This is a genomic window from Pigmentiphaga kullae, assembly GCF_004216695.1.
Taxonomy (GTDB): Bacteria; Pseudomonadota; Gammaproteobacteria; order Burkholderiales; family Burkholderiaceae_B; genus Pigmentiphaga; species Pigmentiphaga kullae.
This window is the reverse complement of the sequence record NZ_SGXC01000002.1, coordinates 1,062,462-1,084,059: the sequence shown is the minus strand read 5'-3', so window position 1 is coordinate 1,084,059 and position 21,598 is coordinate 1,062,462. Positions and strand designations below refer to the sequence as shown.

At 67.6% G+C, this 21,598-nt stretch carries 23 protein-coding genes; 15 read left to right on the top strand and 8 right to left on the bottom strand.

The window, feature by feature from the left end; all coding sequences use genetic code 11:
* From EV675_RS19435 to EV675_RS19390, 10 genes are all read left to right on the top strand, one after another.
* Positions 1 to 2,121 carry an acetate--CoA ligase family protein gene (locus tag EV675_RS19435; protein ID WP_130358913.1) on the top strand — a complete coding sequence of 707 codons (2,121 nt, stop codon included), beginning with the start codon at positions 1 to 3 and terminating at the stop codon, positions 2,119 to 2,121.
* Positions 2,122 to 2,151: 30 nt separating this feature from the next.
* Entirely contained in the window at positions 2,152 to 3,315 is a 1,164-nt protein-coding gene (locus tag EV675_RS19430; protein WP_130358911.1) for an acyl-CoA dehydrogenase family protein, read from the top strand.
* A gap of 141 nt (positions 3,316 to 3,456) precedes the next feature.
* Positions 3,457 to 4,248 carry an FAD binding domain-containing protein gene (locus EV675_RS19425; protein ID WP_130358909.1) on the top strand — a complete coding sequence of 264 codons (792 nt, stop codon included), beginning with the start codon at positions 3,457 to 3,459 and terminating at the stop codon, positions 4,246 to 4,248.
* A 43-nt stretch (positions 4,249 to 4,291) separates the two neighbouring features.
* Positions 4,292 to 4,747, top strand: a complete 456-nt coding sequence (locus EV675_RS19420) for an SRPBCC family protein (RefSeq protein ID WP_130358907.1) — start codon at positions 4,292 to 4,294, stop codon at positions 4,745 to 4,747.
* A complete protein-coding gene (locus tag EV675_RS19415) occupies positions 4,744 to 5,241 on the top strand; it encodes a (2Fe-2S)-binding protein (RefSeq protein ID WP_130358905.1) in 498 nt (165 codons plus the stop codon). Before EV675_RS19420 ends, EV675_RS19415 begins: the two co-directional genes overlap by 4 nt.
* Positions 5,234 to 7,594: a xanthine dehydrogenase family protein molybdopterin-binding subunit gene (locus EV675_RS19410; RefSeq protein WP_242621500.1), complete on the top strand. Its 2,361-nt coding sequence runs from the start codon at positions 5,234 to 5,236 to the stop codon at positions 7,592 to 7,594. Before EV675_RS19415 ends, EV675_RS19410 begins: the two co-directional genes overlap by 8 nt.
* Complete coding sequence (locus EV675_RS19405) at positions 7,591 to 8,325, top strand: enoyl-CoA hydratase/isomerase family protein (protein ID WP_130358903.1); 735 nt, start codon at positions 7,591 to 7,593, stop codon at positions 8,323 to 8,325. The genes EV675_RS19410 and EV675_RS19405 overlap by 4 nt, the downstream gene beginning before the upstream one ends.
* Positions 8,326 to 8,354: 29 nt before the next feature.
* Complete coding sequence (locus EV675_RS19400; protein ID WP_130358901.1) at positions 8,355 to 9,317, top strand: Bug family tripartite tricarboxylate transporter substrate binding protein; 963 nt, start codon at positions 8,355 to 8,357, stop codon at positions 9,315 to 9,317.
* 21 nt (positions 9,318 to 9,338) lie between these two features.
* Positions 9,339 to 10,070 carry an SDR family oxidoreductase gene (locus tag EV675_RS19395; RefSeq protein ID WP_130358899.1) on the top strand — a complete coding sequence of 244 codons (732 nt, stop codon included), beginning with the start codon at positions 9,339 to 9,341 and terminating at the stop codon, positions 10,068 to 10,070.
* Between the two features lie 11 nt (positions 10,071 to 10,081).
* Positions 10,082 to 10,483, top strand: a complete 402-nt coding sequence (locus EV675_RS19390) for a hypothetical protein (protein WP_124689281.1) — start codon at positions 10,082 to 10,084, stop codon at positions 10,481 to 10,483.
* Positions 10,484 to 10,487: 4 nt separating this feature from the next.
* Here EV675_RS19390 and EV675_RS19385 read toward each other — a convergent pair whose 3' ends face one another.
* Complete coding sequence (locus EV675_RS19385; protein WP_165404660.1) at positions 10,488 to 11,162, bottom strand: TetR/AcrR family transcriptional regulator; 675 nt, start codon at positions 11,160 to 11,162, stop codon at positions 10,488 to 10,490.
* A 201-nt stretch (positions 11,163 to 11,363) separates the two neighbouring features.
* Here EV675_RS19385 and EV675_RS19380 point away from each other — a divergent pair, with 201 nt between their 5' ends.
* The 3 genes from EV675_RS19380 (at position 11,364) to EV675_RS19370 (ending at position 14,282) form a co-directional block, all read left to right on the top strand.
* Positions 11,364 to 12,191, top strand: coding sequence for an alpha/beta fold hydrolase (locus EV675_RS19380; protein WP_165404659.1), 828 nt, complete (start codon positions 11,364 to 11,366; stop codon positions 12,189 to 12,191).
* A 69-nt stretch (positions 12,192 to 12,260) separates the two neighbouring features.
* Positions 12,261 to 13,232, top strand: coding sequence for a Bug family tripartite tricarboxylate transporter substrate binding protein (locus tag EV675_RS19375; protein WP_165404658.1), 972 nt, complete (start codon positions 12,261 to 12,263; stop codon positions 13,230 to 13,232).
* A gap of 141 nt (positions 13,233 to 13,373) precedes the next feature.
* Entirely contained in the window at positions 13,374 to 14,282 is a 909-nt protein-coding gene (locus tag EV675_RS19370; RefSeq protein ID WP_130358890.1) for a LysR family transcriptional regulator, read from the top strand.
* Between the two features lie 39 nt (positions 14,283 to 14,321).
* Here the strand turns inward: EV675_RS19370 and EV675_RS19365 are convergent, their stop codons facing one another.
* The 4 genes from EV675_RS19365 to EV675_RS19350 form a co-directional block, all read right to left on the bottom strand.
* On the bottom strand, positions 14,322 to 15,506 hold the full coding sequence (locus tag EV675_RS19365) for an FAD-dependent monooxygenase (RefSeq protein ID WP_130358888.1): 1,185 nt from the start codon (positions 15,504 to 15,506) through the stop codon (positions 14,322 to 14,324).
* Positions 15,507 to 15,509: 3 nt separating this feature from the next.
* Positions 15,510 to 16,502: a Bug family tripartite tricarboxylate transporter substrate binding protein gene (locus tag EV675_RS19360; protein ID WP_130358886.1), complete on the bottom strand. Its 993-nt coding sequence runs from the start codon at positions 16,500 to 16,502 to the stop codon at positions 15,510 to 15,512.
* A 113-nt stretch (positions 16,503 to 16,615) separates the two neighbouring features.
* Positions 16,616 to 17,080 (bottom strand): MarR family winged helix-turn-helix transcriptional regulator, encoded by a 465-nt coding sequence (locus EV675_RS19355; protein WP_130358884.1) that lies wholly within the window; start codon positions 17,078 to 17,080, stop codon positions 16,616 to 16,618.
* A gap of 95 nt (positions 17,081 to 17,175) precedes the next feature.
* Positions 17,176 to 17,457, bottom strand: coding sequence for an HU family DNA-binding protein (locus tag EV675_RS19350; RefSeq protein WP_124689288.1), 282 nt, complete (start codon positions 17,455 to 17,457; stop codon positions 17,176 to 17,178).
* A gap of 370 nt (positions 17,458 to 17,827) precedes the next feature.
* Here EV675_RS19350 and bioB point away from each other — a divergent pair, with 370 nt between their 5' ends.
* Both bioB and arfB read left to right on the top strand, forming a co-directional pair.
* Positions 17,828 to 18,829 carry a biotin synthase BioB gene (gene bioB, locus EV675_RS19345; RefSeq protein ID WP_130358882.1) on the top strand — a complete coding sequence of 334 codons (1,002 nt, stop codon included), beginning with the start codon at positions 17,828 to 17,830 and terminating at the stop codon, positions 18,827 to 18,829.
* An 8-nt stretch (positions 18,830 to 18,837) separates the two neighbouring features.
* Positions 18,838 to 19,260, top strand: coding sequence for an alternative ribosome rescue aminoacyl-tRNA hydrolase ArfB (gene arfB / locus EV675_RS19340; RefSeq protein WP_130358880.1), 423 nt, complete (start codon positions 18,838 to 18,840; stop codon positions 19,258 to 19,260).
* A gap of 15 nt (positions 19,261 to 19,275) precedes the next feature.
* Here the strand turns inward: arfB and EV675_RS19335 are convergent, their stop codons facing one another.
* The 3 genes from EV675_RS19335 to EV675_RS19325 form a co-directional block, all read right to left on the bottom strand.
* Positions 19,276 to 19,836, bottom strand: coding sequence for a DUF1415 domain-containing protein (locus EV675_RS19335; RefSeq protein WP_130358878.1), 561 nt, complete (start codon positions 19,834 to 19,836; stop codon positions 19,276 to 19,278).
* An 11-nt stretch (positions 19,837 to 19,847) separates the two neighbouring features.
* Positions 19,848 to 20,738, bottom strand: a complete 891-nt coding sequence (locus EV675_RS19330) for a cation diffusion facilitator family transporter (protein ID WP_130358876.1) — start codon at positions 20,736 to 20,738, stop codon at positions 19,848 to 19,850.
* A gap of 106 nt (positions 20,739 to 20,844) precedes the next feature.
* Positions 20,845 to 21,549 carry a hypothetical protein gene (locus EV675_RS19325; RefSeq protein ID WP_130358874.1) on the bottom strand — a complete coding sequence of 235 codons (705 nt, stop codon included), beginning with the start codon at positions 21,547 to 21,549 and terminating at the stop codon, positions 20,845 to 20,847.
* Between the last annotated feature and the right edge of the window lie 49 nt (positions 21,550 to 21,598).

The window sequence follows — 21,598 nt, the reverse complement described above, 5'->3', positions numbered from 1 at the left end:
ATGTCTTCATTCGCTCTGGACCGCCTGCTGCGGCCCAAGTCGATCGCCGTGGTCGGCGCTTCGCCCGAGCCGGGTTCGGTCAGCGGCCTGCTGCTGGCCAATCTGCAGCGCTTCGGCTATGCCGGGCAGCTGCACCTGGTCAGCCGCAGCCGGGACGAGGTCAACGGCATCCGCTGTTTCAAGTCCATCGATGAACTGCCGGAAGGCGTGGACGTGGCCGTGCTGGTGGTGCCGCAGGTGGCGGTGGCCGATTCGGTCGCGGCCTGCGGGCGCCGGGGCGTGGGCGCGGCGGTGGTGTTCGCCTCGGGCTTTGCCGAGATGGGCGACGAAGGCCGGTCCGCCCAGGAAGCCATGGCCGCCATCGCGCGGCGCCATGGCGTGGCCGTGCTGGGGCCCAACTGCCTGGGCTTCATCAACTTCGCCGATGCCGTGCCGCTGACCTTCGAGCCGGTGCAGCCGGCGCCGGTCCGCTCCGGTCCGCGCATAGGCATCGTGGCCCAGAGCGGCGCGATGAACGGCAACCTGCGCCAGGCGTTCCTGGGGCGCGGGCTGGGGGTCTCGTTCTCGATCTCGACCGGCAACGAGGCGGTGCTGGGCGCGGAGGATTTCCTGTCCGCGCTGGTCGAGGCGCCCGACGTCGATGCCTTCGCGGTGTTCGTCGAAATGCTGCGCAAGCCGGCCGAATTCCTGCGCGTGGCGCGCCGCGCGCGCGAACTGGGCAAGCCCGTCGTGCTGATGCATCCGGGCCGCAGCCAGCGCGCCCGCGAGGCGGCCAAGTCGCACACGGGCGCGTTGGCGGGCGATCACCAGGTCATGCGCACGCTGGTCGAGCGCGAAGGCGTGGTGGTGGTCGACAGCATGGACGAAATGTTCGATGTAACGGCCATTCTCGCGCGTTACCCGCAGCCGGTGACCGAGGGCGGGGCGGCCGTGGCCTCGAACTCGGGCGCCCTGCGCGGACTGGCGCTGGATTTCTGCGAAGACATCGGCCTGCAACTGGCCGATTTCCAGCCCGCCACGATGCAGGCCCTGTCGCAGATCCTGCCCGACTTCATGGCGCCCGACAATCCGCTGGACCTGACCGCGATCGGCATGCAGAAGCCGGAGATTTTCGGGCTGTCGGCGCAGGCCATCCTGGACGATCCCGGCGTGGGCAGCCTGATCATGCCGCTGATGGGCGGCTCGCCCGCGCAGCAAGTGGCCAAGGCGGATTCACTGCTGCCGGTGATGCAGGCGTCGCGCAAACCCGTGTGCTTCGTCATCATGGGCGACAGCGGCCCGCTGGGTAGCGAATTCCTGGAGCGGGTCCATGCCAGCGGCATGCCGTTCCTGCGGTCGCCCGACCGCGCCATGCGCGCCATGGCCCATGTGCATCGCTACGGACGCCTGCACGCCGAGGCGGCCGAACGCAGCGGGGCGCAAGCCGGCCTGCGCCGCGACGATCTTCAGCCGGGGCCGCTGGCCGAGTTCAAGGGCAAGCAATGGCTGCGCGAGCTGGGCATCTCCACCCCCAAGGGCGGGCTGGCCCGCACGCCGGCCGAGGCCGAAGCGCTGGCGCGCGAGATCGGCTATCCGGTGGTGCTCAAGGCCCAGGCCGACACGCTCATGCACAAGAGCGACGTGGGCGGGGTGGCGGTCAACCTGCGCGATGCCCAGGCGCTGGGCGATGCGTGGCAGCGCATCCAATCCTCGGTGGCCCGGCATTGCCCGGATATCGCGCTGGACGGCATGCTGGTCGAGGCCATGTCCAGCCCCGGCCTGGAACTGGTGGTGGGTGGGCGCCGCGATCCCAATTGGGGCGTGGTGACGCTGGTGGGGTTGGGCGGGATATGGATCGAGGCCCTGCACGACGTGCGCCTCTTGCCGCCCGACCTGACCGAGGCGCAGATCCTGCGCGAACTGCAGCGCCTGAAGGGGGCCAAGCTGTTGTCCGGCCTGCGCGGCGCGCCGCCGGTGGACGTGGCGGCGGTGGCGGCCGTGGTGCGGCGCCTGTCCGCGCTGATGCTGGCGAATCCCGGGATCGCGGAGATCGATATCAATCCGCTGATCGCCTTGCCGGCCGGCCAGGGCATCGTGGCCCTGGACGCGCTGTTCGTCATGGACGCGGAGCCGGCGCCCTGAGGGCGCGGTGCTTGCACGGAGAGCAATCCTATGTCGTCATTCGATAGCGAGACGTTTCCTCAGTTGATGGACACCGTCGAGCGCTTCATCCGCCAACGCCTGATGCCGCTGGAGCGGCAGGTGGAGGAAAAGGAGGAAGTGCCGCCCGAGGTCATCGAGGAAATGAAGCAAATGGGCCTGTTCGGCCTGGGGATTCCCGAAGCCTACGGCGGCTGCGAACTGGACCTGATGCAGGAATTGCAGGTGCAGATGGCCTTCAGCTATACCTCGCCGGCATTCCGGCTGGTGTTCTGGCCCAACGTGGGCATAGGCAGCAAGGGCCTGGTGCTGGCCGGCACCGAGGAGCAGAAGCACAGGTATCTGCCGGGCCTGGCCAGCGGCGAGCTGCGCGCGGCATTCTGCCTGACTGAACCCGACGCCGGCTCGGACGCGGCCAGCCTGAGGACGCGTGCCGAGCGGGACGGCGACATGCTGGTCATCAACGGCACCAAGCGTTTCATCACCAACGCCACGCGCGCCCATGTCTTTACCGTCATGGCGCGCACCGACCCGTCCCGGCCGGGCGCGGCCGGCATCAGCGCCATCCTGGTCGATCGCGATACCCCTGGGCTGCACATAGGCAAGTCCGAGAAGAAGCTGGGCCAGCGCGGCTCGCCCATCGGCGACGTGATCTTCGAGAACGTGCGGGTGCCGGTATCCAATGTGATAGGCGGCGAGTCCGCGTTGGGGCAGGGCTTCAGGACCGCCATGCAGGTGCTGGATCACGGCCGCATCAGCGTGGCAGCCTCGGGGCTGGGCATGGCGCGCCGGCTGATCGACGAGGCGGCGCGCTACGCCCTGCAGCGCAAGCAGTTCGGGCAGCCCATTGCCGAATTCCAGCTGGTGCAGGCCATGCTGGCCGATTCCGAAACCGAATACCTGGCCGGACACGCACTGGTGATGCAGGCGGGCCAGGCCCTGGCGCGCGGAGAAGACGTGCGCAACCAGGCGGCCGCGGCCAAGTATTTCTGCTCGGAGGCGCTGTCGCGCATCGCCGACCGCGCCCTGCAAATTCACGGCGGCTCCGGCTATGTGGCCGAATACAACGTCGAACGCCTGTACCGCGATGCCCGGGCGCTGCGCATCTACGAAGGTACCAGCCAGGTCCTGCAACTGGTGATCGCGCGTACCATGCTCAAGCGCTACCAGGATTGAACGCCATTTTCGAGACTTATCGAAAATGTTTGTGAGGCCATCGCAAACCCGTGTTTCAGCCTTTGCGGTGTTTCTTCTACAGTTAGCGGGGATCAGGCGGCGCGGCATGTCGCGGCCGCCCACGATAATGACGGAGACAATGTGTACCCCCTGAGCTATGTGCGTCCGGCCACCTTGCAGGAAGCGCTGGACTGCCTGGCCCGCGAGCCCGAAGCCCGCCCCCTGTCGGGCGGCATGACCCTGGTGCCCACCCTCAAGCAGCGGCTGGCGGCGCCTTCGCACCTGGTTGATCTGACGCGCCTGCCGGAGTTGCAAGGCATCTCGCGCGACGGCGACATGCTGAAAATCGGTGCCGCCACGCGCCATGTGCAGGTGGCCGAATCGACCCTGGTGGGCCAGACCATTCCGGGCCTGGCGGCCCTGGCAGGCCTGATCGCCGATCCGCAGGTGCGCAACCGCGGCACCATGGGCGGGTCCGTGGCCAACAACGATCCCTCCGCCGACTATCCGGCCGCCGTGCTGGGGCTGGGGGCGACCGTGATAAGCAGCCAGCGGCGCATCGCCGCCGACGATTTCTTTACCGGCATGTTCGAGACCGCGCTGGTCCCGGGCGAGATCATCGTGGGCTTCGAATTTCCCGTTCCCCGCCGCAGCGCTTACGCCAAGTATCGCCACAAGGCCACGGGCTACGCGGTAACGGGCGTGTTCGTCGCCGATACCGCGCAAGGCGTGCGGGTGGCGGTGACCGGGGCCGGGCCCTGCGTATTCCGCTGGCACGAGGCGGAGGCGGCGCTGGCCAACGGCGACGCCGGGGCGCTGGCCACGGTTCCCCTGGATGCCGATGAACTGAACGAGGACCGCGCGGGCAGCGCCGCCTATCGCGCCAATCTGGTGCGGGTGATGGCGCGGCGCGCCTGGGCGCAATTATCTTGAATCGCGGACGGCCCGGAGCGAGGCCGCGCAAGGTGGAGAAGTCATGGAACTGAAAGGATCGCATACGCTGCGGGCACCCCGCGAACGGGTGTGGGAATACCTGAACACCCCGGAAATCCTGCAGGCATGCGTGCCTGGCTGCGAATCGTTCACCGCTGGCGAGGCGCAGGACGAATATGCCGCCGTGGTGGTGGCCGCCATCGGCCCGGTGAAGGCGCGCTTCAAGGGGACCCTGAGCATCGCCGACAAGCGCGCGCCGCAGGGCTATCGCATCATCGGCCAGGGCGATGGCGGCATCGCCGGTTTCGGAAAAATGGTGGCCGACGTCGAGTTGGCCGAAGACGGCGAGGGCACGGTACTGACTTACGTGGCCCAGGCCCAGGTCGGCGGCAAGCTCGCGCAGATCGGCGCGCGGCTGGTGGGCTCGGTGGCCAACAAGATGGCGGCGCAGTTCTTCGAACGCTTCAGCGTCAAGGTGGAAGAGAAGGTCGCGCCATGAGTCGTGTGGAACTGCGCGTCAATGGCGTGGCGACCAGCCGCGAGGTGGATGACCGAACCCTGCTGGTGGAACTGCTGCGCGGCGAACTGGGCCTGACCGGCACCCACGTCGGCTGCGATACCAGCCAGTGCGGCGCATGCACGGTCAAGCTCGACGGCGCCGCGGTCAAGTCGTGCACGGTGCTGGCCGCGCAGGCCAGCGGCGGCGAGGTGCTGACCGTGGAGGGGTTGTCGACCCCGCAGCAGCTGGGCGAGGTGCCGGCGGCCTTCGTCGCCTGCCATGGCCTGCAATGCGGCTTCTGTACGCCGGGCATGATGATGGCGATCGACTACTACCTGGATACCGACGGTTCGCTGGACGACGAGCGGATCCATCGCGCCCTGGAAGGAAACATCTGCCGCTGCACGGGCTACGTCAACATCATCGAGGCGGTCAAGCACGCGGCGCGTGCGCGCATGGAAGCGGGCAAGCCCGTCGGGAGGCAGCATGGATAGCCGATTGGTCGGCCAGCCGCGTCCGCGCGCCGAAGACCAGCGGCTGGTGCGGGGCCAGGGCCGCTATACCGACGACGTGAATCTGCCCGGCCAGGCCTATGGCGCGTTCGTGCGGTCCACCCATGCCCATGCCGTCATCCGCGGCATCGACATCGAGGCGGCGGCGCAGGCGCCCGGGGTGATCGCGGTGCTGCGCGGCCAGGATTACCTGGACGACGGCCTGCGCGGCATGGACCACATTCCCAATCCCGCCGACGCCGTTGCCTTCAAGGAACGTGCCTTCCAGCATTCGCTGACCGGCAGTATCTTCAACCAGCGGCATCTGCCATTGGTGGTGGATCGCGTGCGCCACGTCGGCGAGCCGGTGGTGCTGGTGGTGGCCCGCAGCATGCGCGAGGCCCGCGACGCCTGCGAAATGGTGCTGATCGACTACGACCCCTTGCCGGCCGTGGTGGACGCGGTGCAGGCCATGGACGAAGGGGCGCCGCAATTGTGGGACGGCGCGCCGCGCAACCTGTGCTTCCAGGCCCGGGTGGGCGACGAGGCCGCGGTGCGCGAGGCCTTTGCCCGCGCCCACCACGTCGTGCGCCGGGAGTTTCGCAACAGCCGCATCGTCAATTGCCAGATGGAACCGCGCTCGGCGCTGGGCAGCTTCGACGAAGGCTCCGGCGAATACCTGCTGATCTCGGGCAGCCAGGGCGTGACGCGCCAGCAGATGTGCATCGCCGATGCACTGGGGATATCCCCGGCGAAATTACGAGTGGTGTCGCCTGACGTGGGCGGCGGCTTCGGTCCGCGCAGTTGCGTGAATCCCGACCAGCTCGCGGTGCTTTGGGCCGCGCGCAGGGTAGGGCGGCCGGTGAAGTGGACCAGCGACCGCAACGAGGCCTTCCTGTCGGACTACCAGGGGCGCGACCAGGTCATCCGGGCGGCCATCGCGTTCGACGCGCAAGGACGCATCCTGGGCATAGACAACGAGATCGTCGGCAACATCGGCGCCCATACCGTGTCGTATGTGCCCCTGGCCAACGGCTCGCGCATCATGACCACGGTCTACCACGTGCCCGCGGCCACGGCGCTGCTGTCCGCGGTGCTTACGAACACGCCGCCCACCGGCCCTTACCGGGGCGCGGGCCGTCCGGAAGCCACGCACGTGATGGAACGGATGCTGGATGTCGCCGCCGACGAGATGGGCATGGACCGCATCGAACTGCGCCGGCGTAATCTCATCCAGCCGGCGCAGATGCCCTATCACAGTCCCATGGGGCTGACCTATGACAGCGGCGCCTTCGCGGCCAACATGGAGCGGGCCCTGGTGGTATCGCAGTGGAGCGAGGCCGGGCAGCGCAAGCGCGATGCGCGCGCGCGCGGCAAATTGCTCGGCACGGGGCTGGCCAATTACGTGGAGTCGCCGGTGGGCGCGCCGCGCGAACGCATCGAGATCACCATAGGCACCGATGGCCACGTTGATTTCGTGGTCGGCACGCAAAGCACGGGGCAAGGGCACGAAACCAGCTTCGTGCAGGTGCTGGCCGACGAACTGGGCGTGCCCTTCGAGGCCGTCACCATGCGCACCGGCGATTCCCACTTCGTCAAGGTGGGGGGCGGTTCGCATTCGGACCGTTCCATGCGCCTGGTGGGGCATCTGCTGCTGCAGGCCGGCGAGCGCTTGCGATCCACGGCGCTGGTGGCAGCGGCCTCGATGTGGGGCGTTGATGTCCAGGGCCTGCGCTACGAGGACGGTCGCGTGCGCGACCAGGCCGGGCAGCGCGCGGCGGGCCTGGGCGAGATCGCGGCCCATATCGGGCGCGAGGGCGTGCCCGGCAATCCGCAAGAGCGCCGCTTCTACGTCGACGCCGAGTTCAATGGCCGTATCGCCGCCCATCCCACGGGCACGGCGGTCTGCGAACTGGAGATCGATCCCGAGACCGGCGACGTGGAGATCGTGCGCTATACGTCCATCGACGACGTCGGACGCCCGATCAATCCGCTGATCGTCGAAGGCCAGGTGCATGGCGGCCTGGCGCAGGGCATAGGACAGGCCTTTTTCGAGGACTACCACGTCGACCCGGAAAGCGGACAGATATTCAGCGGTTCGTACATGGACTACGGCGTGGCGCGAGCGGGGGCGATCCCGCGGCGCTTCGACGTGGAACTGACCGAGGACCGCACCCACGGCAACGCGCTGGGGGTCAAGGGCGGCGGCGAGAGCGGCATCACGCCTGCCACGGCCGCCATATTCAACGCGCTGGCCGACGCGCTGCGCGGCATCACGCACGAAGAGCTGCCCATGCCGGCCACGCCCGCCGCGATCTGGTCGGCCATACAACGCGCACAGGGAGTACAGCCATGAGCGAACCGGTATCGGTCCGCAGCCATGCGGGCCTGCTGGACATCGTATTGAACACCCCGGGGAACGGCAATCTCATGAGCGCCGAGATGGGGCAACTGATCATCGACGCCGTCTCCAACCTGGACGAGCAGGTCCGCTTGATCCGCCTGTCGGGCGAGGGCGAGGATTTCTGCGCCGGGCGGGTCTCGCCCATGCCCAAGCCGGGTTCGACGCCGACCGGCGAGGCCCTGCGGCGCAATGTGGCGATGCCGGCGCTCGCGCTGTACGACGCGCTCAAGACGGCGCCGGTGCCGGTGCTGTCCGTCGTGCACGGCAAGGCCTATGGCGTCGGCTGCGCCCTGGCGGGCGTGTGCGACATCACGCTGGCTGCCGATGACGCAAGCTTCCAGATTCCCGAGATGGAGCGCGACATTCCTCCCGCCCTGGTGATGTCGGCGCTGATCGGCCGGGTACCGATGAAGACGATCGCGCGCATGGTGCTGACGCGGGATCTGGTGGGCGCCCGCGAGGCCTGGCAGGCCGGTCTGGCCAGCGAGGTCGTGCCGCGCGCCGAGCTGCGGTCGCGGGCCGACCGCATCGCGGCCACGATCCTGGAGTGCAGCCCGGTCACGGTGCGCGCGGTCAAGCAATTCATGGAGCTGGCGCCGGGATTGCCGGTAGGCACCTCCAGCAGCCTGGCCGGACATCTGTCCGGCACCGCGCTATCGGCCAAGTTCGAGCGGCCGGCGTGACGAAAAGCTTTCGAGAGGAGACGATATCAATGAAGAAGTGCCTTGCCGCGTTTGCCGCGATCACTCTGATGTCCGGCGCGCCGGCCCTGGCCGCCGACTACCCCGTGCGGCCCGTGCGCATGTTGCTGGGATATCCCGCGGGCAGCGGCATCGACAATGTGGCGCGCCAGGTGGCCGCGGGATTGGAAAAGGAACTCGGCCAGCCGGTGGTGGTGGAAAACAAGGCCGGTGCGCTCGGCAACCTGGCCGCCGATTTCGTGGCCAAGGCGCCCGCCGACGGCTACACCATCCTGTTCACGCCAAACTCCACCCACGCGGCCAACGTCCATCTGTTCAAGAAGCTGCCCTTCGATCCCATCAAGGATTTCGCGCCGGTGGGCACGGTGGCCAGCCTGGGGTTCGTCCTGCTGGTGGCGCCCGAACACACCAAGGTCGACAACGTCGCGCAGTTGACCAAGCTGCTCAAGGACCAGCCCGGCAAGTATTCGTGGGGCAGCGGCAATGCCACGGGGCAGGTGGCCGGAGAACTCTACAAGACGCTGGCAGGCGTCGATGCCGTCAACGTGCCTTACAAGGGCGTGCCGCCGGCCCTGACCGATCTGATCGGCGGGCGGGTGAGTTTCCTGTTCGCCGACGCGACACTGGCCATTCCCCAGCTCAAGGGGGGCCGCGTGAAGGCGCTGGCGGTAACGGGCAGCAAGCGGCCCACGTCGTTGCCCGATGTGCCCACCATGGACGAAGCTGGCGTGAAAGGCTACGACCTGGGGGGATGGTTCGGCATCTTTCTGCCCGCCAATCCGCCCGAGGCCGTGCGCAAGACGCTTAGCGCCGCGCTGCTCAAGGTTACCGGCAGCCCCGAGATGGCCCGCTTTCTGCGCGGCATCGGCGCCGAACCCCTGAGTGGAGGTCCGGACGATCTCGCGCGGGTGGTGGCGGTCGACACCGAGAAATGGGGGCGCATTATCCGCGCCGCGGGCATGACCGTCGAATGACGAACAAGGGACGGGGCAGACATGCGCAGCCTTGAGGATCGCGTCGCGATCGTGACCGGCGCCAGTTCCGGCATCGGCCGGGCCGTGGCGGTGGCGTTCGGCCAGGCCGGCGCGCGCGTGGTGCTGGCCGCCCGCGGCCGGGACGCCCTGGATGAGACGGCACGGATGGTGCGCGAGGCGGGCGGCGAGGCGCTTGCCTGCGTCGCCGACGTCAGCCGCGAAGAAGACGTGGCGCAATTGTTCGCCGCCGCGCTGGCCGCCCATGGCCGCGTGGACGTGCTGGTCAACAACGCCGGCGTCACCACCAGCCAGCCCATCGAGGACATGAGCCTGGATACCTGGCGCAGCGTCGTCGACGTGAACCTGACCGGCGCCTTCCTTTGCAGCCGCGAGGCCTTTCGGGTCATGAAGCCGCGGCGCCAGGGGCGCATCGTCAACATCGGCAGCGTGGCGGCCAAGGTGCCGCGGCCGGACTCGGTGCCGTACACCACGACCAAGCACGGCTTGTCCGGCATGACCCACGCGCTGGCGCTGGACGGACGGGCGCACGGCATCGCGGTCAGCGTGCTGCATCCCGGCGTGACCGAGTCGGCGCTGGCCGCCAAGTCCGGCCGCAAGTTCGAACCCGGCGAGTTGATGAAGGCCGAGGACGTGGCCCGGGTCGTGCTGCTGATGGCCAGCCTGCCGCCCGAGGTGAATTTTTATGAAGGCACGATGTTTCCCCTGTCCATGCCTTTGCTGGGCAGGGGCTAAAATCCCGAGGCATGAATGCCTCGTTTCCCATCCGCAAGGAATGCCCGCCCGGCGCCTGTATCTGCGAACGCGACCATTTGCTGGCCGACCCGCAGGGCGATAGGCGCATCCTTCTGTTGACCAAGGAAGAAGAGAAGCGCCTGGTGGCCCGTCTCGAAACCCTGGCCACCCTGGAAGACCTGATGGCGATGCAGGCGCGCATGCATGCGCAACTGGGCATCGTCTTGCATATCGAACCCAGCGCCAATGAAGTCCGCACGGTGCGAGGTATCACCATCGAACTGGCCGAGCAGCGGGGCCTGTGCCGCAAGACGCGCGAAGCCGTTCCCGCCGCGATCCGCCGCTGCTTCGAACGCACTCCCGGGATCGTCTACGCCTTGCTCGACTCGCGCGACCTGTTGGGAGGGGCGTAGCCGCTCAGTCGGTGGACGCCAGTGCCTGCCGTTCGGCCGCCATGGGCGCCAGCCCTTCGATGGCCAGGCGCAGCAGCGCGCGCAGCGAGGCCAGGCCGACGCCGGGTCGCGGCGTGGGCTGGCTGAGCCAGCGCCGCACTTCGGCCAGGTAGATGGTGACGAACAACGAGGCGATCAGATCGGGGGCCGCGTCGCTGCCGATCTGCTTTTGTTCCTGTTTGCGCCGCACCACGTCGGCCAGCATGGCGTAGATGTTGGCGCGGCGGGCGTAGAAACGGCGTGTTTCCTCGCCGCGGTCGCTGCTGCGGGCCAGGAAGTCCGAGGTGGCCTGCACCGCCGGCCTCGAGATCTGCGGATGCCTGGCCCAGTAGCGGTAGCGCAGTTCGAAGAAAGCCATGAGCAAATCGATCAAGGGACCGTCCCGCCGCAGCACCCTGGCGCCTTTGTCGTTCACGGCATCCAGGTCGTTGTTGACGATCATCATCAACAGATCGAGCTTGTCCTCGGCATAGACGAAGATGGTTCCGATGGCCACTTCGGCGCGCTGCGCGATCTCGCGCGTGGTCGCCACGTCGTAGCCCTTTTCCAGGAAGACGTCGCGCGCCGCCTGCTTGATGCGCCGCAGCTTGTCGAGTTTGGCGCGCTCGCGCAAGCCCAGTTCCTGATTCGGGGAAGACAAAGCGGATGGATTCTTCATGAAAGAGCAGGGCGCGAAGGAATGAGAGTGGCGGTGGTGCCGTGGCCGCCTATTCTAGAAGAACTCGGCAGGCCTCCTCCCATGATGATGCAAGATTCTCTTGATAAGTAAAGAAACTTTATATAAGGTGTGATGATCATAAGCGCCGGACGTGACCGGACGCGCGAGAGACAAGGGTACGAAATGGTCGACACGCTGGGGCAAGCTGCCCGGATCCACTCCACGGTTGACGATGGCCGGGCCGTGGTCTGGCGGCAATGGGGCGCGGGTCCGCTGGTTGTCCTGCTGCACGGCAACAGCGGTTCGTGGACGCATTGGGCGCGCAACATCGCCGCCCTGGCCGAACGCTTCACGGTACTCGTGCCCGACCTGCCCGGCCATGGCGATTCCGATCTGCCGGCCGGCGACGTGTCGTGCGCCGCTTTCGCCCGTCTGCTGTGGCAGGGGCTCGATCAGATCGCAGGTCCTGACGCGAACGTGGCGCTCGCTGGATTTTCCCTGGGCTCGGTCCTGGCGGAAAGCATGGCGCGGCAACAGCCGCAGCGCGTCCGCCAGATCCTGTTGTTGCGCGGCGCTTTCTCGCGCACGGTGCCGCGGCCGCCCGAATTGCTGCGGTGGCGAGGTATCGCCGATCCGGCCGAGGCGGCCCGTATCCACCGGCACAACCTCGAAGTTTCCATGTTCGGCGACGCCGCCCTGATCGATGACGAGGCCGTCCGGCTGCATGCCGACAACCTGGAGCGTTGCCGGCTGGACACCCGGCCGCTGCTGGCCAGCCGCGAATTGGAGGCTTTCCTGGGCCTGCGTTGCCCGGTGCATGGCATTGCCGGCGAACGCGATGTCTACGGCGGCGGCGATGCGCCCGCGCAAGGCCGCGCCTTGCGCGAGGTGCTGCCGCAGGCGGTCTTCGACATGATTCCCGGCGCGGGCCACTGGGCGGCCTACGAGGCCGCGGATACGGTGAATGCCCTGATGGTGCGGTCGCTGGAAATGAAACATGATCAAATTTGATCACGTTCAAAAACAAGAAGGCCGCGGCCGAGCGGCATGACCCATATGGCTATGAGTAAGGAGACTGCAATGAAGAAAATGATCATGACGGCCCTGGCGACCGCGACCGTACTGGCGCTGCCGGCGGCACACGCGCAAGGGGACTTTCCCAATCGTCCGCTGAGGCTGGTGGTATCGTTCCCGCCGGGCGGCAGCACGGACCTCATCGCCCGCGTCATGGCGCCCGTCATGTCCAAGCAACTGGGCCAGCAGGTGGTGGTCGAGAACAAGGGCGGTGCAGGGGGCAACATCGGCGTCGAATCGGTGGTTCGGTCGGCGCCCGATGGCTACACGATGGTATTCAGCGGGGCGGGCGCGCTGGGCATCAACAGCGTGCTGTATCGGACGATGCCTTTCGATCCCGTCAAGGATCTCATTCCGGTCAGCATGGTCGCGAGCTCGCCTTTCGTCGTGGTCGGGCCGGCGAACTCGCCGTACAAGGACGTCAAGGCCCTGCTTGCCGCGGCCAAGGCGGAGCCGGGCAAGCTGTCGATCGGCCATGGCGGCCTGGGCACGGTCATGCATCTGGCCAGCGAGCTTTTCAACCAGATCGGAGAGGTGAAGACCGTCCTGGTGCCCTACAAGGGCACGGGCCCGGCCACCACCGATGCGCTGGCCGGGCAGATCCCGGTGGCCATGAGCGACGTGCCCAGTGCCGTGGGGTACATCAAGGAGGGGCGCATGAAGGCCTTCGCCGTGACGACGCGCGAACGGTCGAGTTCGCTGCCCGACGTGCCTACGCTGGACGAGTCGGGCATGAAGGGCTACGAGGCCATGGGCTGGTTCGGGATCGCCGTGCCCGCCGGCACGCCCGAACCCGTCGTCAAGCGCCTGAACGCGGCGATCCGGACGGCGTTGACCGACCCCGGCGTGATCGAACGCGTGCGCGCGGCCGGGGCCGACCCCGCGCCGACCTCGCCCGAGGAGTTCCGCAAGATCATCGCTACCGATATCGCCAAGTGGGGCGACATCGTGCGGCGGACGGGGTTGAAGCTGGACTAATTCCCCCCCCCTACGCCCTTACGGGCGCCCCCCAGGGGGCGATGCGGGTGGACCGGCGGAGCCGGATCCACCGCATCCTGGGTTTGGGGTCTTGGGTCTTGTGGGGGCGCAAGGTTGGGGGAAAACTGAAATAATTGGCGCATGAATATTTCTTTGCGCCAATTGCGGGCTTTTCTGGGCGTGGCGGCATCGGGTAACTTCACCCGTACCGCCCAGCGTCTGCATCTTAGCCAGGCGGGGCTGAGCGCGACCATTCGCGAACTCGAATCCCAGCTCAATACCCGGTTGTTCGAGCGCACCACCCGTGCGGTGGTGCTGACCGAGGCCGGTCGTGTCTTTCTGCCCGCGGCGGAATTGGTCGAGCGCGAACTCAGCGCCGCGGCGGCGCGCCTGCGCGACATGGGGCGCCAGGAGGGCGCTGCCCTGCGGCTGGCGTTCACGCCCTTGATGGCGGCCAATGTCGTGCCGGAGAGCATGCGGCGGTTCCTGGCGGACCACCCGCGGGTCGAGGTCGAGATCATTGCCGGCAGTCCCCTCGAAATCCAGCAACTGGTCGAGACGGGCGAGGCCGATGCGGCTTTCGGCGCGTTCTTTTCCAAGGTGTCGGGGCTGGTGCGCAAGGCGCTGGCGCCATCGGGGCTGCTGGCGGTCTATGCGCCGGGAAGCTATGCGCCGGTGCCGTCGGCGAAGGGGCGCAGGGACACGACCTGGGAGATACTGCGCGACCAGCCTTATGTGGCGCTGACCGAAGACAGCCCTATTCATCAACTGGCCGAAGATGCCTTGTTCAAGCATCAGGTCAACGTCGGCCGCCGCATCGCGGTACAGCACCTGGATACGGCGCTGGGGCTGGCCGAGCAGGGCTTCGGCATTGCGGTGATTCCGGAGTTTTCGCAGATCGCGTGCGCACGCTACGCCGTGGAGCACCGGGTGATCAGTCCGGCGGTGGCTTTCGATTTCAGCTATGTGATGCGGGCGGGAGTGCCCCCGCCCGATACGCTGATCGAATTCGCCGAGGTCTTCAAGTCCGTGATGGCGGCCCGCACGTAGGGAAAGATTTCCGCTTGGGCCGCGATGTCGGCGGGGCGATCAGATGGGTACGGTCTCGACGTCGTAGGTGAAGAGCCACTCGTAGCGTTCCTTCACACGGTCTTCCTGCCACTCGCGGTTCACGTAGGCGGCCGCGCCCTCGGCGTGGGCCAGTTCGCGATTGTGGAATCGTTTGGCGTTGGCATTGGCGCCCAGGATGACATTGGCGGTGCGGTCCATGCGGGCCTGCTCGTAGCGTTGCAGCGCCTGTGCCGGATCCGCGTACTGGCGCAATGCGCGCGCCAGGATGTAGCCGTCCTCCAGGGCCATGCCCGCGCCCTGCGCAAGGAAGGGCAGCATGGGATGGCAGGCGTCGCCCAGCAGGGTGACCCGGCCTTCGCTCCAGCGCGGCATGGGATCGCGAACCATCAGCGCCCATTTGTAGGGCACGTCGATGGCGCGCACCAGCGTATGCACGTCCTCGTTCCAGCCGCGCAGGTCGTTCAGGCACTCTTCGGTGGTGCCGCGCTCGGTCCAGGACTCGACCTGCCAATCGCTGCGCTCCACGGCGGCGACGAAGTTCACCAGCTTGTAGCCGTGCAGCGGATAGTGGATGACGTGGGCGCCGGGGCCCACCCAGTTCACGCCCACCGGGCGGCTCAGGCGCTCGGGCAGCTTGTCGGCCTCGATCACGCCGCGCCAGGCGACCAGGCCGGAGAAATCCGGCCGGTCGGCGCCGAACAACTGGCCGCGCACCAGCGAGTGCACGCCGTCCGCGCCCACCAGCACGTCGCCCTGGAAGCTTCGGCCGTCGGCCGTGTAGGCGGTCACGCCGTCGCCGTTCTGCTCGAAGCGCTCGAACTTGGCGCCCAGCACCAGGGCGTCGGGATCGGCGCGCCGTACGCCGGCGGCGATGGCCTGGTGCAGGTCGGCGCGGTGCACGGTCAGGTACGGATAGCCGTAGAGTTCGCGCGACACGTCGCCCAGGTTGAACAGGTTCCAGGTCTGGCCGGTGTTCCACAGCCGCACGATCTTGCCTTCGGGCTCGCAGGCCTGGGCGGCCATGTCGCCTTCCAGGCCCAGCGCATACAGCACGTGCACGGCGTTGGGCCCGAGTTGTATGCCCGCGCCGACTTCTTTCAATTGCGGGGCCTGTTCCAGGATGCGGACCTGGAAACCTTGTTGGAGCAGGGCGAGGCCGGCGGTCAGTCCGCCCAGGCCGCCGCCGGCGATGATGATGCGCATGAGTCAGTCCAGTGTGGTGTTGGTGCGTTTGATCAGTTCGGCCCAGCGCTTGGTGTCGCTCGCCAGGAAGTTGCGGAATTCCTCCGGCGTGGTCTTGATCACGTCCTGGCCGCCGGCCTTCATCTGGCTCATCAGTTCGGGGTCGTCCTGGGCCGCGCGTAGCGCGGCGTTGAGCTTTTGCACGACGGCGGCCGGCGTGCCGGCGGGCGCCACCAGGCCGGTCCAGGAATACGATTCGAAATCGCCGCCGAAGACTTCGCGCACGGTGGGCACCTGCGGCATGTCGGCCGAGCGCGCGGCGCCGCCGGTGGCAAGTACCTTGGCCCGGCCGCTTTCCAGGTAGGGCCGCACGACGGTGATGGTCTCCAGCGTCATGTCGATCTGGCCGCCTATCATGTCCGCCAGCGCCGGCGCGCCGCCCTTGTAGGGCACGTGCAGGATGTTCGCGCCGGACACTTCCTTGAACCATTCACCGGTCAGGTGGTTGATCGAACCGTTGCCCGCGGAGCCGTAGGACACCTTGTTCTTGGCGGCATAGGCGACCAGTTCCTGCAAGGTATTGGCGGGAAAGGCATGGCGCACCACGAGCAGGATGGGGCTGCGCGCCACCAGGCCCACGTGCGCGAAGGATTCCATCGGCGAGTAGGCCAGGTTGCGGTACAGCCCCGGCGCCACGCCCAGGCTGCTGGTGCTGGCCCACAGCAGGGTGTGGCCGTCGGGCTTGGCGCGCGCGACCGAGGTGGAGCCGACCGTGCCGCCCGCACCCGCGCGATTCTCTATCACCACGGGTTGGCCGAGTTGTTTCGCCAGCGTCCTGCCTACCAGCCGCGCGGTGGTATCGGTGGGGCCTCCGGGCGGGAAAGGCACGACGATGGTGACAGGCCCGGCGGGAAACTCGGCGGCCGCGGCCGATACGGTGCCGGCCAGGGCCAGCGTTGCCAAAGTGGCGAGGCACGCACGCCGCGTCGGCGTTGCGCGCAAGACTCGCTTGTTCATCGATGTCCCCTCATTGTCCGTCATGTTGGGGGGACTATAAGATGAAGCGATGAGCGAGTTGAATCACATAATAATTATGGAATCACAAGGAATTTCGATCAGCGCGGTGCCCGCTATGCGGCGCCGATATGCCGGCTGCGCAAATCGTCGATGACGGTGCGCAGCAGTCCGCGCAAGGTCTTGAGTTCCTTGGGGTTGAGGCTGGAGAAGGCCTCCTGTTCGAAGCGGTTCAGCTCGCGCGTGCCGGCCTCGACCACTTCGCGTCCGGCCGGGGTCAGCGTGATGCGCAGGATGCGGCGATTGTTGGCGTCTTCCTTGCGCTCGAGCAGGCCGCGTTCTTCCAGGGTCGAGAGCAATTGGCCCATCGATTGGGGGGTGACATAGAAGCGCCTGGACAGATCCGCGGAGGACAGCTTTTCACGGTGCGCGACCACGGACAGCACGGTGAACTGGATGCCCGTCACGCCGTAGGGCTTGAGCAGCGCGTCGCTGAAGTTGCGCAGGGGATGGTGTACCTGCGAGACCAGGTAGGTGGTGCTGGGACCGCTGAAGGGCTCGGCGGGTTGGTCGGTAGGCAAGAATGACTCCGGGAGCGAAGGATTCTTGCAGTGTAAGGCAGACTGATTCGGCGCGCACCGCCGCGTGTGGCGGAGGGCGCGCGTGGCGGCGACGCTTACTTGACGTCGACGGCGTCTTTCAGGACCTTGGCGGCGCTGAAAGCGGGGGCCTTGCGGGCAGCGATCTGGATCGCTTCGCCGGTACGGGGGTTGCGGCCCGTCTTGGCGGCTTTTTCTTTCACCGAGAACTTCCCGACGCCAGGCAGCACGACCTCGTCGCCCTTGGCCAGCGTGTCGCGCAGGGCATCGCCCAGCGCGTCGATGAAGGCTTCAGAGACATTCTTCGGTTGTTGGGTGCGCTCGGCGAGAGCGTCGATCAGTTCCTTCTTGGTGCGCATGCGTACTCCTTGAAAAATATCGGCAGACCGGCCGGATGGCCGCCTGCCTATGCACAGAGCCGGCATTCAAACAATCTTGGAGCAGAAATGCAAGTCCGGCGGCGAATGTTGACAATCGGCGCAGCACTGGGCGAGAGCGGCCACTGCGTGGCGACGTCCGGGCGCCTTACCCGGAAAATCCTGCGAAGTTGCAACGGGCGTAGGCGTCATGTTGGCCGCGATTTGATCCAAAATCAGGGTGTACACGGCAAGTTCGCCGATTTTTGGTGCAAAAAACGGATTTTTAATATTTGATGCGGCCGCCCGGCTTGCTTACCATGTGCGCTGGCCGCGCCCCGTGGGCCGCGCCATTCCCCGTGTAGGAGTACCCATGCAAGCTGATCCCGTCGTCGCGCCCTCGGTCGCCGCTGTTACATCTCGCCGCAATTGCACAGCCTGGAACGTGGATGGGGTGCTGGCGCTGTTCGAGCTGCCGTTCGCCGATCTGCTCTACCAGGCGCAGCAGGCGCATCGGCGCTTCTTCGATCCCAACGCCATCCAGTTGTCGACCCTGCTGTCGATCAAGACCGGCGGCTGCCCCGAGGATTGCTCGTACTGTCCGCAGTCCTCGCGCTACGACACCGGGGTCGAGACCGAGAAGCTGATGCCGCTGGACGAGGTGCTGGAGGCGGCCCAGGCGGCCAAGGACAACGGCGCGACGCGGTTCTGCATGGGGGCGGCCTGGCGCAGCCCCAAGCCGCACCAGGTCGACGCGGTGGCCGACATGGTCAAGGCGGTCAAGGACCTGGGCCTGGAGACCTGCGTGACGCTGGGCATGCTGCGCGACGGCCAGGCCGAACAACTGCGCGAGGCCGGGCTCGACTACTACAACCACAACCTGGACACCTCGCCCGAGTTCTACGGCCGCGTCATCACCACGCGCACCTACCAGGACCGGCTGGATACGCTGGGCCGGGTGCGCGACGCCGGCATCAAGGTCTGCTGCGGCGGCATCGTCGGCCTGGGCGAATCGCGCCGCGAGCGGGCCGGGCTCATCGTGCAGCTGGCCAACATGGATCCGTATCCGGAGTCCGTGCCGATCAACAACCTGGTGCGCGTGCAGGGCACGCCGCTGGCGGACAACGCCTCGGTGGACCCGTTCGAGTTCGTTCGTACCATCGCGGTGGCGCGCATCACCATGCCCGAGGCCATGGTCCGCTTGTCGGCCGGCCGCGAGCGGATGGACGAGGCCCTGCAGGCCCTGTGCTTCCTGGCCGGCGCCAATTCCATGTTCTACGGCGACAAGCTGCTGGTGACCGAGAACCCGCAGGCCGAGGCCGACCGCGAGCTGCTGCGGCGGCTGGGCATGCGCGTGGACGCGGCCGCGCACTGAGTTCGCCCATGCCCGTCCTGCATCTGGCTCCCGGCGTCGCCATCGATGAGGACGAGATCGTCTTCACGATGATCCGCGCGCAGGGGGCGGGCGGCCAGAACGTCAACAAGGTGTCGAGCGCGGTCCACCTGCGCTTCGACCTGGGCGCCTCGTCGCTGCCGCAGGCGTGGAAAGAGGCGCTGATGCAGAAGGCGGACCGGCGCATCTCCAGCGCCGGCGTGGTGGTGATCAAGGCACAGGCCTATCGCAGCCAGGAAAAGAACCGGGCCGACGCGCTCGAACGCCTGACGGCCCTGCTGGCCTCGGTGGCGGAGCCGCCCAAGCCGCGCAAGCCCACGCGGCCCACCAAGGGGTCGCAGCAGCGGCGCCTGCAGCGCAAGGTGCGGCATGGCGAGGTCAAGCGGATGCGCGGCCGCGTGAGCGAGGACTGAAGCCCGCGCGGCGTCCTACAGCCCCAGTTTCTTCCAGCCTTCGTGGCCCAGTTCGCGCAGCGTCTCGATGTTGCGCTCGTAGATGCTTTCCGCTTCCGGAAAGGCTTCGACCGCCTTGTCCACGCTGGCCTCGCGCAGCAGATGCAGGGTGGGGTAGGGAGAGCGGTTGCTGTAGTTCTCGATGTCGTCGGCGCCGGTGCCGGCGAACTGGTAGTCGGGATGGAAGCTGGCGACCTGGATCTCGCCTTCCAGGCCCAGCGCTTCCACGGCGGCGTCGGCTTCGTCCAGGAACTCGTTGTAGTCGTAGAAATCGGCCAGCGCCCAGGGATGGATCAGCAATACGGTGTCGACCTGCTCCGGGTCGCTTTGCGCCAGCGTGCGCAGGCATGCGCCCAGTTCCTCGAGCAGCGCGTCGGCGTCGCGCGCCTCGCTGACCACGTACTGGATCTGGTCCTTGGCATGGACGGCCTTGGCGAAGGGACAGAGGTTCAGGCCGATGACGGCCTTCTCCAGCCACGCGCGGGTCGCGTCGACGATGGCCGGATGGGGGAGGGAGTCGGGCGGGGAAGTGAACATGATGCGCGGGCTCAGCTGATGCGGACCTCGGGCGAGGCGACCGCCTGTTGTTCGGGTTCGATGTGGATGACGATGGAGCTGCCTTCGATGTAGCCATGGATGGCGGCTTCCAGCCGGTCGCAGATCGCGTGGGCGGCGCCCACGGACATCGTGCCGGGAACGACCAGATTGAATTCGATGAAGACGCGGGGGCCCGAGCGGCGCGAGCGCAGGGTGTGGGCCTGCAGCGCCCCGGTGCCGTGGTCGCGGATGATCTGCCGCACGCCGTCGACGATCTCCCGCGGCAGGGCCTCGTCCATCAGGCCGCCCACCGAGTCGCGCATCAACTGCCACCCTGACCACAGGATGTGCAGCGCCACCAGGCCGGCGATGACGGAGTCCAGGCGGGTCCAGCCGGTCAGCGCGACCAGCGCCACGCCGGCCACGACGCCTATCGACGAGACCACGTCGGTCCACAGATGGCGGCCATCGGCGACCAGCGCGGGCGAGTGCCAGCGGCGCCCGTAGCGCATCAGCAGGGTGCCCCAGACCCCGTTGATCAGCGTGGCGCCCAGGCTGATCGCCATGCCCAGCGCCGGCGTGTCGAGCGGCCGCGGGTTCAGGAAACCCAGGTAGGCCTCGCGCAGGATGGTCAGCGCGGCGAATACGATCAGCGTGCTTTCCAGGACCGCGGACAGGTACTCGGCCTTGTTGTGGCCGTAGGGGTGGTTGGTGTCGGCGGGCATGGCGCTGACCGACAGCGCCACCACGGTGATGACCGCCGTGGCGACGTTGACGATGCTTTCCAGCGCGTCGGAATACAGCGCGATGCTGCCGGTCAGCCGGTAGGCAAGGTATTTCAGGCCAAGGACGACGATCCCGACGACAATGGTGGCCACGCCGAATCTCGTGGCGCGTGTCATGGGGACTCCGTGTTCCCGTGGCGCAGGACGGGAGGGGGCATGGGTTCGGGCAGGCGTGCGGATCCCCGCATTCTAGCCGGGTCCGCGCGGTTTGCGTGCCCGGCGCTCAGCGGCCGCCCAGGCCGGGCAAGAGGCCCCGCAGGTCGGGTATCTGGAACGAGCCGCCGGGCAATTCGAAGCGCGAGGCCTGGGGTGCGCGGTCGTCCAGGGTCTCGACCCTGAAGCGGTCGCCGAAGCGCAGCAGGCCGAGCCGGTCCGCCTGCAGGCGCCGCGCCAGGTCGTCGGCCCCGGGGGGAAGCAGGGTGCCCGACAGCGAGGCCAGGCTGCGGCCCAGTTTCAGCGCCGCGGCGGTCAGTTCGCTGGCGGCGGACGCCGAGGTCAGGACCAGTTCCTCGGTGCGCCGCTGCCGGCGGCCGTCTTCATAGGTCAGCACGTAGACGGTGCCGCCGATCCCGGCCACGGTCTCGCTGCGCGTGGTCGGCTGCAGGGACACGATGGCGCTGACCTGTTCGAGCGCGGCCGTGGGGCTGGGCATCAGGCCGCCCGCCATGCGCATCAGGTCGGCCGCCTCCATGACCACCTGCTGTCCGTTGACGCGGCTGACGGCGTAGATCTTGTCGCCGCGGGCAAGCAGGTAGTTGTTGGGGCTTTGGGGCGAGGCGGCCCGCAGGTTGTTGCCGGCGTATTCGACCGAGGCGGAAAAAGGCTGCCCCCGGTCGTCCAGGCCGGCCAGCCGGGCGGTCCCGGCGGCGTGGGCGAGCAGGGGAAGGGACAGGGACAACAGCGCCGTGGCGGCAATACGTAACATCATGGTCCAGGCTCCGTGCGCAGCGGCCGTGCGCGGTGCAAACCGCTTGGAC

What these genes read in the sequence shown, in the direction of transcription:
- EV675_RS19325 (WP_130358874.1), bottom strand. Translation starts at nt 21,549, where the DNA reads ATGATGTTACGTATTGCCGCCACGGCGCTGTTGTCCCTGTCCCTTCCC.
- EV675_RS19375 (WP_165404658.1), top strand. Translation starts at nt 12,261, where the DNA reads ATGAAGAAAATGATCATGACGGCCCTGGCGACCGCGACCGTACTGGCG.
- EV675_RS19435 (WP_130358913.1), top strand. Translation starts at nt 1, where the DNA reads ATGTCTTCATTCGCTCTGGACCGCCTGCTGCGGCCCAAGTCGATCGCC.
- bioB (WP_130358882.1), top strand. Translation starts at nt 17,828, where the DNA reads ATGCAAGCTGATCCCGTCGTCGCGCCCTCGGTCGCCGCTGTTACATCT.
- EV675_RS19330 (WP_130358876.1), bottom strand. Translation starts at nt 20,738, where the DNA reads ATGACACGCGCCACGAGATTCGGCGTGGCCACCATTGTCGTCGGGATC.
- EV675_RS19420 (WP_130358907.1), top strand. Translation starts at nt 4,292, where the DNA reads ATGGAACTGAAAGGATCGCATACGCTGCGGGCACCCCGCGAACGGGTG.
- EV675_RS19405 (WP_130358903.1), top strand. Translation starts at nt 7,591, where the DNA reads ATGAGCGAACCGGTATCGGTCCGCAGCCATGCGGGCCTGCTGGACATC.
- EV675_RS19370 (WP_130358890.1), top strand. Translation starts at nt 13,374, where the DNA reads ATGAATATTTCTTTGCGCCAATTGCGGGCTTTTCTGGGCGTGGCGGCA.
- EV675_RS19400 (WP_130358901.1), top strand. Translation starts at nt 8,355, where the DNA reads ATGAAGAAGTGCCTTGCCGCGTTTGCCGCGATCACTCTGATGTCCGGC.
- EV675_RS19415 (WP_130358905.1), top strand. Translation starts at nt 4,744, where the DNA reads ATGAGTCGTGTGGAACTGCGCGTCAATGGCGTGGCGACCAGCCGCGAG.
- EV675_RS19430 (WP_130358911.1), top strand. Translation starts at nt 2,152, where the DNA reads ATGTCGTCATTCGATAGCGAGACGTTTCCTCAGTTGATGGACACCGTC.
- EV675_RS19365 (WP_130358888.1), bottom strand. Translation starts at nt 15,506, where the DNA reads ATGCGCATCATCATCGCCGGCGGCGGCCTGGGCGGACTGACCGCCGGC.
- EV675_RS19350 (WP_124689288.1), bottom strand. Translation starts at nt 17,457, where the DNA reads ATGCGCACCAAGAAGGAACTGATCGACGCTCTCGCCGAGCGCACCCAA.
- EV675_RS19410 (WP_242621500.1), top strand. Translation starts at nt 5,234, where the DNA reads ATGGATAGCCGATTGGTCGGCCAGCCGCGTCCGCGCGCCGAAGACCAG.
- EV675_RS19390 (WP_124689281.1), top strand. Translation starts at nt 10,082, where the DNA reads ATGAATGCCTCGTTTCCCATCCGCAAGGAATGCCCGCCCGGCGCCTGT.
- EV675_RS19380 (WP_165404659.1), top strand. Translation starts at nt 11,364, where the DNA reads ATGGTCGACACGCTGGGGCAAGCTGCCCGGATCCACTCCACGGTTGAC.
- EV675_RS19360 (WP_130358886.1), bottom strand. Translation starts at nt 16,502, where the DNA reads ATGAACAAGCGAGTCTTGCGCGCAACGCCGACGCGGCGTGCGTGCCTC.
- EV675_RS19335 (WP_130358878.1), bottom strand. Translation starts at nt 19,836, where the DNA reads ATGTTCACTTCCCCGCCCGACTCCCTCCCCCATCCGGCCATCGTCGAC.
- EV675_RS19395 (WP_130358899.1), top strand. Translation starts at nt 9,339, where the DNA reads ATGCGCAGCCTTGAGGATCGCGTCGCGATCGTGACCGGCGCCAGTTCC.
- arfB (WP_130358880.1), top strand. Translation starts at nt 18,838, where the DNA reads ATGCCCGTCCTGCATCTGGCTCCCGGCGTCGCCATCGATGAGGACGAG.